Origin of the sequence: Eubacterium sp. CAG:161, assembly GCF_000432355.1 — a bacterium.
GTDB classification, from domain to species: Bacteria; Bacillota; Clostridia; order Lachnospirales; family Lachnospiraceae; genus Eubacterium_G; species Eubacterium_G segne.
Genome location: NZ_HF991841.1, coordinates 1 through 10197, shown reverse-complemented (window position 1 = coordinate 10197; position 10197 = coordinate 1). Strand labels below are relative to the sequence as shown.

At 27.8% G+C, this 10197-nt stretch carries 9 protein-coding genes; all 9 read right to left on the bottom strand.

From position 1 onward, the window contains the following. The coding region (locus Q5O30_RS01115; protein WP_302674497.1) for a hypothetical protein at nt 1–1102 on the bottom strand (1102 nt) is incomplete at its 3' end. Nucleotides 1103–1111: 9 nt separating this feature from the next. Next, nucleotides 1112–2911: an ABC transporter ATP-binding protein gene (locus Q5O30_RS01110; protein ID WP_021951929.1), complete on the bottom strand. Its 1800-nt coding sequence runs from the start codon at nt 2909–2911 to the stop codon at nt 1112–1114. 16 nt (nt 2912–2927) lie between these two features. Continuing rightward, a complete protein-coding gene (locus Q5O30_RS01105; RefSeq protein ID WP_021951928.1) occupies nt 2928–4697 on the bottom strand; it encodes a S8 family serine peptidase in 1770 nt (589 codons plus the stop codon). A 247-nt stretch (nt 4698–4944) separates the two neighbouring features. After that, a complete protein-coding gene (locus Q5O30_RS01100; RefSeq protein WP_021951926.1) occupies nt 4945–5184 on the bottom strand; it encodes an acyl carrier protein in 240 nt (79 codons plus the stop codon). Further along, nucleotides 5177–6505, bottom strand: a complete 1329-nt coding sequence (locus Q5O30_RS01095; protein ID WP_021951925.1) for a radical SAM protein — start codon at nt 6503–6505, stop codon at nt 5177–5179. The genes Q5O30_RS01100 and Q5O30_RS01095 overlap by 8 nt, the downstream gene beginning before the upstream one ends. A gap of 1 nt (nt 6506) precedes the next feature. Beyond that, nucleotides 6507–7328 carry a transglutaminase domain-containing protein gene (locus Q5O30_RS01090; RefSeq protein WP_021951924.1) on the bottom strand — a complete coding sequence of 274 codons (822 nt, stop codon included), beginning with the start codon at nt 7326–7328 and terminating at the stop codon, nt 6507–6509. Further along, nucleotides 7321–8121, bottom strand: coding sequence for an HAD-IIB family hydrolase (locus tag Q5O30_RS01085; protein WP_021951923.1), 801 nt, complete (start codon nt 8119–8121; stop codon nt 7321–7323). Before Q5O30_RS01085 ends, Q5O30_RS01090 begins: the two co-directional genes overlap by 8 nt. Continuing rightward, nucleotides 8102–9664, bottom strand: coding sequence for a radical SAM protein (locus tag Q5O30_RS01080; RefSeq protein WP_021951922.1), 1563 nt, complete (start codon nt 9662–9664; stop codon nt 8102–8104). The genes Q5O30_RS01085 and Q5O30_RS01080 overlap by 20 nt, the downstream gene beginning before the upstream one ends. 323 nt (nt 9665–9987) lie before the next feature. Continuing rightward, a partial coding sequence (locus Q5O30_RS01075; RefSeq protein WP_370553095.1) for an accessory gene regulator B family protein occupies nt 9988–10197 on the bottom strand: 210 nt, incomplete at its 5' end.

Sequence of the window (10197 nt, the reverse complement as noted above, 5' to 3'; positions counted from 1 at the left end):
CATGTCTAAATTCAATGTTCTTAATCTTCTCAATACTTTTTCCTTCATCTTTCTGAATAAGTTCATCACCTTTTTCAATATACTTTACAAAATAGGACATATATTGACATTTTATAGGTATCCATGCATATAATCTTGTTATATTCATAACTGCATTAATTCCATTTTTGAATGCTCCTATATATAATGTTAATTCGCCTAATGTTATAATTCCTAAAAATGCCTTGAATCCTATGAAAGCATAAATAATTATTTCAACAAAGAATTCATAAACACGGTTAATATAACTATTTATTAATGTTGCCTTTACTTGCTTTCTTTGATTCATCTCAATATTTTTATCGCATTCTAATAACCTCTTATCTATTAACTTACCTAATTGAAATAATCTAATATCTTTTCCGAATTTATACTCGTTCATAAAGTCTGTATAGTAGCTGAATAAAGTATTATTTTTCACATTGTCTTGAAAGGCTTTGTCTAAAATTCTAGATAGCTTTTTTGTATTTCTAAAAGTCAAGTATATTAATATTCCAATCGAACCAAATATAATAACTATACTCCAACTAGAATTCATAATTTTTTCTAAGAATCCACTAATATTCGCTTTATGCTTATAAAATAGTTGAACACATAATATAAACGAATACACTAACGTAACAATCTCTTTGAGTAGCATGCTGAAATCTTCACTTAAAAACTGTATTCCCCCACTTGTTTGAACTCCTTTATTCGCAGAAACAAGCATTTCTCTCACTTCATTGCTTTCTATGTAATCATATTTAAGAGTCGTAGTTTTCATACCTACCATCTCTTTTAATTTGTAGTCCATTAATTTTCCGGAAATATTTTTTACTTTTCCAATAACTGCTCTACATAATGTTAATATCAGATTAAATATAATCATCATAGAAACAAGCGTTGTAATATCATTAAAATTCTTTTTTTCTGCAAGATTATCAAGAATCTCTGCTCCATAAAATAAATTTATATACATCAATGTTGTTTCTATCAAAGCATTCATTATTGATAAATAAAAAAATTTTTTTGAAATATTATAAGAAAACTTTACTATTTTTCCTATATTGTATTTTTTTAACATACACACCTCCTACACAGCGCTTGTTTCTTTATAATGCTTACTTTGATTAATATACATTTCTCTGTATATTTCATTATTCTCCATCAAATCATCATGAGAACCAATATCCGCGATTTTTCCTTTTTCCATTAAGATAATTTTGCTACAAAATTTTGTTGTCGCTAATCTATGTGAAATAAAAATTGCCGTTCTGTTTTCAGCTATTTCATTGTACTCTTGATATAATTCACTCTCCGCTATGGGATCAAGCGCAGCTGTCGGTTCATCTAATATTATCAAACTTCCTTCCTTGTAGATTGCTCTTGCCATCATCAATCGCTGTTTTTCCCCACCTGATAACTCTACACCTTCCTTATCAATAATTTTAGTTAATATACTATTTTCTTTATTATTTAACGATTGAATTTTCTCATAAAAATTTGCTTCCTTAGCACTTTTAACAAATCTATTTTCATCATAGTCAGCTGAACCAATAATATTTTCTTTTACAGTAAAAGCAATTACATTGATATCCTGAAAAACGGCAGTAATAAGTTTATAGTATTCTTCTTTATTATATCTGCAAATATCAAACCCATTGATTAAGATAGTACCCTCCGTGGGCGAATACAATCTACATAATAGTTTAACTAACGTTGTTTTTCCTGCTCCATTCCTTCCTACGATTGCTATTTTTTCATTAGCATTAATGTGGAAATTTAAATTAGATAATATCTTCTGTCCATTTTGTGCTTTATAGCTTACATTTTTAAATTCTATATTCACTCCTTTTTCCTGAATGGATCTGTGCAACTCATATATACTTTCTGCGCTTTCATTATCTTTTTGCTCAACAATCTTTATATAATCCCGAACATATATATCTGCTCTAATAAGGTTGGATGTATCGTTAATCACTCGGTATACCCAATTTGAAAACCCTGAAACAATCCCCAAATAAAAGGTAAACACAGCAAGTGACATTGTTCCATTCAATACTTGTGAAATCAACAAATAGTAAGCTACGCCATCTCTTATTGCAACAAATACAGCGTCTGATATGTCTATTTTTATCCACGATGCTTCTATTTTTTTTTCATAATTTTTTTTTCTTAAATATACTGCCTCAAATTTTTTTTGAAACCATTTGCTTAGCTGGAACACTACTATTTCTTTTGCATATTTATATTCCGTAGTCCTACTATATAAATAGTCTATTTCTCTTTCTATGTTAGAATTAGTATTCTTATGCATTTCTAAAAATTTTCTTGCCCTGTTATTCAAAAAAATATTAAAACCGCACATCAAAAAAATAATTATGATGATACTAATATCTAACTGAAAAAGCAAAGTCGCATATAATATTAATCCTAGCAATCCACATAATAAGCTAGGAACACTCCTTATCATCAATTCGACACCAACCTCATTACTAGAAATTGACTCTCTTGCATTTTTTATTGTAACCTGTAATCTGTTTGCTTCTAATTCTTCATAATCCATATTCATTATGGAATGTAATAACAGTTCTGTAAACTTATCATTCCGACTCCATAATATATATCTTTCCAACCACTTTTCTGATAAATCACTAATTACTTTCAGTATAAATTCTGTAAAAATGACTCCAACTAATATTGCAATAAAAATGCGAATTTCTATATGTATAGTTAACATCTGAACAATAATTGAAGGTATAGCAGATGAAAAAAATGGCAAAAATACACCTAATATAATAGTCATGGGAAAAAACACTTTTGCATATGGAAACCAATTAAATATTTTTTTATATAAATACTTTGTATGTTCTAAAATATCTCTTAATTTCATTATCTCTCCTTATTTCTCATGAAAAAAAACCTATTATTTTATTCATTAACTCTTTCATATCATTACTATCACCCAAAATATATGCATTTTTTCCAGTACTTCGTATTATCATAGTTTTTATTTCTTCTGCTTCGGTTCCTCTTATCTTTCTCCTTTTCCCATACATTCCCTTCCAAGTTTGTTCTGGTATCATCGGAAACACTACCAATCCTAAAACTTTACATTCTCCTAGTTGCTCTATAACATTGATACTCCTCCTAATATAATTTATTTCGTCATAATAATTTATACATAAAACCACTGCATCCGGATTTGTAGCCATCAAAAAATTTACCTGTTCATATGTATAATATGATGTGTTTTTATATTCATATGGCACAGTTCCCGATTGTGACCCAACAATAATAAGATCATTTCCATCAGCTATTTCATTCATTTTATAGTTTAAATATCTTATTTGTTCCTCTTCATCCAAACAAACCATCCTATTATATCCAACAGGATAAACACAATCTAACCCAAATAACAATGCATTTGGTTCAGTGCCTAATTGTCCTACTTGATATCCTTCATCTATTAGCCGTTTTCGCAATTCTAATTGCAATGTAAACTTCCCCTGTTTAGAACTTGTTCCAAAAATTCCAAGAACCGGTTTATTAATATAGAATAGTTTTCCTTCTCTAAGTGGTGGGAGATATTTATCAATTACCGCTGGAAAATATATATTGTCATTTTTATACTCCGCCTTATCAATCCTATCAAAACTATATATATTTTTACCTCTATTAATCGCTTCTTTGATTAATGAATCAACTATGTTTTCTTTACCTATATAAGACAATAGTTTCTCTGTGTGACCAATAACAAGCGTATCAAATAAATCCCATTTAATATCATCAATGTTTTTAATACAATATTCTTTAACTGATTTATCAATCATTACATCTGTCGTTTTTCTTCCAACATTTGAAGAATACTTTGTATCATATACTTCCATAACTTTAAAATCCAATAATTCTGGATACCGAACAAAATTGTGCATTTCTTTGTTAAATGGGAAAATTACTGCCCGGTCTATTTTATACTCAAAAACTTTTTCTTCTTTTTCTTCATATGCTATTATTTGTATTGCAATCGATTTAAAGTATTCTAAAATTTCCTCGAATGATTTAATACCATTTTTATATATATTTACAATTTTATTAGTAGCATGAGCACATGCAAAACTACTACCCTTTACTATTATATTATCTGGTTCGCACCATTTAACTCTCTGCATTCCACCTTTAGCTGCTACATTTAATATTTTATCCTCATAAAAGATAAAATCATCTACTTTTCTGCACAGATCACTCCCATCAACTCCAATTACACAATCAAATGCCGCAGGATATGAAATTGCCCCTTCATTATCAAAAGCTGAAACCAAAATTACCCCTTTATCGTATAACCTTTTACATATATTATACATTCTGTCATCGCTAAGACTAACTGTGCCTAAACTCATATTAATAATATCTATATCTAAATTATTAAATATATACTCCAACGCAGTACAAATAATTTTTTCATCAATCGTATCATTTTGGTCTATTACTTTAAAAATATAATAATTACATTCTTCATTATTTTTCTTTATTATTGAATAAACAGCCGTACCATGTCCATATGTATCATGAAAATTATTTTCAATTATAATTTCATTATCACCTTTCACTCTAAAATTATAACCCTTTGTTATATTTTCATAATCTTTAGTTCCACTATCAATTATTGCGATATTCATTTTTTCCTTCCTTTTTAGCCTAAAATCATACCAAATAGCAATTATATTATACTTGATATGATTTTAGACCAGTTTAATTTAGAACCTTATTTGCTTGTACATTTACAGTTGTTTCCTTCTGCATGATAAAGTTCTACATTCTTTTTTACCTGAAGTTCAGGTTTTTTAAGTGTCTTTTTCATATCATTTTCTCCTTTCAAATATTATTATATTATTCTATGTAATAAAGAATAATTATAACCAATTTCTATTTAAGAAGTTCCTCTAATATAGTTGAAAATGTGTTTAACGATTTGATACTATTTATATCGAGTAATTCCTCAGGAATTTCTATTCCTAACTTGTCCTCTAATTCAACAATAAAACTTATAAACATTATGGATTCTACTATAAATTCTGTTAAGTCAACATCATTTTCGCCGATATCTTCTGTTTCAATTCCTAATTCATTTAATACTTCTATAACATCATTTTTTATTTTATCCATTGTTTTTCTCCTTTAAAATCAAAAAATGTCTTCTGTCAATCATATCAAATATAATATCTTTCCCTTTGTCATATGGGCAATTTACACTATTTGTAATAATGTTAGCTTTAGGGCACTCTCTCGACTGACACTTTCCCAAATTATTACATTTTAGGCAAGAACTATTAACTTTATGCATATACCATTTTCTATGTTTAATATTATCTATTTTCATTTCTCCATTTGATAACATTATACCAATTTTATTATCTGCAAATTCAAAATCCTCTGTACATTTATATATAATCCCATCAACTCCAATCACATATGAATATTTTCTTCCAGCGGGACACAATCCAGACGAGTCTAAAAAATTTAAGTATATATCTAAGTTTTCAATATCACTTTCATTCAATATTTCATATATATCATTGCGCTTATTGTTTTCAATAAGTTCACCTTCTATAGAACTGTCAAATCTATCCTCATTCCATTTTTCTACAAAATGTGGAAACAACTTAAACCTTGTATCTCCCTTAAATCGTATATTATATTCATGTATGAATTTATCTAAATATTTTATTGATGAATTTGTTAAGTTAGTTCTTATTGCTATGGTAAAATATCTTTTATTGCATTTAGATTTTATTTGCTCTAAATTTAACATTATCCTTTCATATGTTCCTTCGCCATTTTTTAAAACACGGAGTTCATCATGAACTTTCTTTATCCCATCAATCGTTATCTGATAATCATAAATCTTACATCTTAATAATCTGCAAAAATTATGATAATCAAGATCATATCCATTAGTTGTAATACCTGCCCTATATTCTCTTTTTGCTTTCTTACATATATTTATTATTTGTGATGAAAGATTCTCAATAATTTCAATTTCTTCCAAAGGTTCTCCCCCAAACCAACTCACTTCCACTCTACTAAAATTAAAAATATTTTTTCTAACATATTTAACAATAGCTTGCTGTAATTCTTTTGACATTCTTCCTTTCTTATGTTCCTCGTAGCAATATTTGCATCGAAAGTTGCAGTCTTCCGTTGGCATAATCGTCAATCTGAGAACCTTTTCATATATTTCATCACACATCTTATCTTTAATAATGTCTGATTCATCTGTCTCCTTTTCAACAATAATTCCTTTATCTTTCAAAATATTAAACCATTGACCTTTTTCATTTATCACTCCACTTTCCAATTCCTGATAAACCTGATTTCCTTTTTCAATACAAATTAATGAACTTGTTCCTACTATTGAATTATAAATAAGCAAAGACTGATCTTTATTACTAAATCTATAACTTGTGTATTTTGATTTTTTGTACATTTTATCCCCTCCAAAACTTTTTTTCATTTGTCGTAAAAATTATTTTGTATTTGCTTTCTTGAATACAATAATTATTCAAGGTATAATTTCGAGGCACCAATTCATACATTACATCACTTTTTGAATTCCAATCAAATTGCTCTTTATATGTTCTAAATCTAAAAAGATTTTTTGTCATATATTTTAAATAAACATTCTGAATTGAATTTTTATTGCTAATACCGTACATTTTATTAAAGACTGGATTTATTTTTTTGTTATGTACTATTGCATCCCTTATATTTTTAATTGACATATAATCCCCATTGTCGTCACAAAAAAACAAATTATAAGTCGGATCTATTGCAATCCACTTTCCATATGTATTTATATAAACTTCTGTAAGACAGTGATTATCATAGGGAAAAGTACCTATTGGTAAACATATTATTGTTCTTGCCTTAAAACCCGAGCATAACAATAATTGTGTCATGACCCTTGCATTTTTCAGACAGTTTGTACGCTTTTTTTCTCTATTAATTTCATCCATAATCTCTAAAATATTACTTTGTTTAACTATTTTCTCACTATCATTATTTGATAGAACCACTTTCACACTTACCCAAAGCATTGCTTTCTTTATTTTTCGTATTTCATCTTCCACACGAATTATTCTTTTCATAATTTCATATTTATTTGATATTGATTCACAGTATTCCTTAGGGACCGTATAGTCAAATTTCATATTAATTGAATTTTCATCCTCGGTATAATCTGGATATTTTTTTAAGAAATGCCGGTACTCCTCTTCATATAACATATATTCTTTTAAATCATTATCCATCTATTTCCTTTAGTAACTCCTCTTTTAAATAATCTTGTAAGTTTTTATCTAGTTGCCTACAACCAGATTGCTTTATCAACTCTGTATCCGCATTTTTTACAGCAATTTTGTGCGTTACATTTTTCATCATATCTATATCGTTTACGCCATCTGCTATATAATATATATCCTTTTTATTAACATCCAACTTATTAATCTGTTGAAGCCCGTAGCTTTTATCTATATCTTTAGGTACAATTTTAATCCAATAATTTCCATATATAGTTGCATTTGCAAACGGATATAACATATTAATCTTATTGCATAAGTTATCTGAATCCCTTTTCTCTTTCGATATTGCCCACACTATTAACGGAACATCTAAAATGCTTTCGTTCTCATTCTCTAAAACTGTTATTTCGCTATAAAGCTTAGATAGTTTAAAAAATCGATATGCTTTATTAGAGTTAAAGATCATTCCATTTTCATACTCTTCACTAAACAATGTATTATATTTAAGAAATTCTTTCATCTCTATATATTCATTTTTTGAAAAAGTCTTCACCGTATAATATATATCTTTTTTTTTCAAAATCTGACCATCACACAAAATTGAATAATAATTAAAACATTCATTTTTCAATATTTCTTTGGCTCTAAGAGGACTTCTTCCCGTTGCTATTCCAATGCTAACTCCTTTTTTTCTGTATTCATTCAATATACAATACTCAATATTTTCATCTCCCACTAATGTTCCATCAACATCAAAAAATAATACTATCTTTTCCTTCTTATTAATAATATATGAGTTCATTCGCCCTTTTTAACCTTACTATAATTTTCATCATTAATTTTTCATACTCCTGCCGCGCCTTCTTCACATCGTCTATATCAATTGCATTTTCATATATTTTTTCACCCAAATCACTGAAAAAAACGTGTAACAAATATTGTGATTGCATATTATAAAACCGATTAAACGCATCCATTACTTTATCGGCTGTCTCATCTATCCCATAAGTTTCAAGGTAAATATTGTATAAAATCGGAAAATTTTCATCATTAAAAACTTCTAACATCTTTACTTGGTATTCCAGTATTGAATATAACTGTTCTACTTTCTTATCACAAAACTTATATCCAATTTCTTTTTTATATAAATTTACAGATTCTAATTCAATTCCTGTTTTTGATGCTTCTTGAACAATACCAGTGTTATGGTATAACGCAACTCGGCTTAAAAGAATTTTAGGAGTAATATTTATTCCAAATTTCTTCAATAGTGTTATGTTTTCTTTTACGCCTTCAATGGTTGAATATGGGTTAAAATTTATAAATCCATATTCAAAATTTAGTATGTTTTTCTTGTTTCTTTTTTTACAATAATCATTAATAATATTAACAGCTCTCACATTATCTTCTTTTTTTGCAATTTTGTTATATAACCGAAGATCTTTTTCCAGCCAACTTTCTAACCCAACAAATACATTACACAAACCAACATCATTCAATTTATCTATACACTTAATTGATTCTTCATCAATTTGTTCTGATCTTAAGTTAATAAAGAATTTAATTTTATACGTTCTTTTCTTTAAAGCTGTATATAACTCCGTCAATCTACTAATATCGCATTTTTGTTTTTTGCTAGCGCAAAAAGTAGAATCTGAAAATCCGATATACTTGCAATTATATTTTTCTACTAGAATATCTATTTCCGCCATTACTGATTCTATTGTTCTAAATCTTTGTCCCTTTTCTGATTTATATTTTGAATTCATATTACAGAATGAACAATTTCCCATACATCCTCTAGATCCCAACACGTGAAAAAATCTTTTATCATGTGGAAAACTTGCTCTATCTGGAAAAGGAAGTATATCTATGTTTTTAATCAACTCTCTACTTCCATTATGTATAACTTTTCCATTTTCTTTATAAACTACTCCTTTACACCCTTCCAATGTTTCATTACTATTTATTCTTTCACATAACTCAATAACAGAATAATCTTCTTCACCTACGATTACACTATCTATTTTTTTATTTTCTTCCAATACTTTCTGTGGATACTCAGTAGGTAATGTGTGACACCATGATATATGATGACTATTATCTAATAATTCCAACATTTCTTGCGCTATAGCATATGTACCATATTTAACCGCCATAAAGATAATACTAGATCCACCAGCATTTATATTTGTACATTTTTCTTTTATATTTGAGTAATTAATATCTATTACTTCTACCCTTGTATTTTTAATTTTTTTTAATGCAGCGACAATATATCCAAATTTACACCAGGTTAGATAACTTTTTTCGCCATCAAAATATATAAATTTTATTTCTCTCATTGTTCTATTAACTATATATTTACCCCTTTCTTTTTCTATATGAAGTGGTGTTTATTTTCAGCTTAAATATTTATGTATCTTTCTCTGATATCATATAATTAACGTACTTTATTGGTAACATAAATAATTATTTTTAGTATATTAAGATATTTCATATTACAATCCCTTTTACCTCAAACGACGTTTTTTACTTATTTTTGGTTGTTTTTTATATACTTCACTTCCATATTCTCTCATAAATGAAAAGAACCTTTGTTGCATAAGTTCATTTCCAATTCACAAAGGTTCTTATCATGCTCATCACTGTTTTGTTTAATGTAGCATTATCTTCTTGCTTGCTTAACTGCCAACTTTATTCTTCCCAACACACAAGGAACTTGTAAACAGGCAGTTAGCACCACACTTTCCGCAATACAAACCGCATATATTTTATGGTTAGTAAACAAAAACAAACAATATACGATTACGAATGCTATTACCATAATAGTAGCTGTAATCTTATACTTTTTCTTCTCTGATAAATCTAATAAATG

Bases quoted from the DNA above. Each gene is read 5' to 3' on its own strand.
- Q5O30_RS01110 (WP_021951929.1), bottom strand. From the start codon at position 2,911: ATGAAATTAAGAGATATTTTAGAACATACAAAGTATTTATATAAAAAA.
- Q5O30_RS01105 (WP_021951928.1), bottom strand. From the start codon at position 4,697: ATGAATATCGCAATAATTGATAGTGGAACTAAAGATTATGAAAATATA.
- Q5O30_RS01100 (WP_021951926.1), bottom strand. From the start codon at position 5,184: ATGGATAAAATAAAAAATGATGTTATAGAAGTATTAAATGAATTAGGA.
- Q5O30_RS01095 (WP_021951925.1), bottom strand. From the start codon at position 6,505: ATGTACAAAAAATCAAAATACACAAGTTATAGATTTAGTAATAAAGAT.
- Q5O30_RS01090 (WP_021951924.1), bottom strand. From the start codon at position 7,328: ATGGATAATGATTTAAAAGAATATATGTTATATGAAGAGGAGTACCGG.
- Q5O30_RS01085 (WP_021951923.1), bottom strand. From the start codon at position 8,121: ATGAACTCATATATTATTAATAAGAAGGAAAAGATAGTATTATTTTTT.
- Q5O30_RS01080 (WP_021951922.1), bottom strand. From the start codon at position 9,664: ATGAGAGAAATAAAATTTATATATTTTGATGGCGAAAAAAGTTATCTA.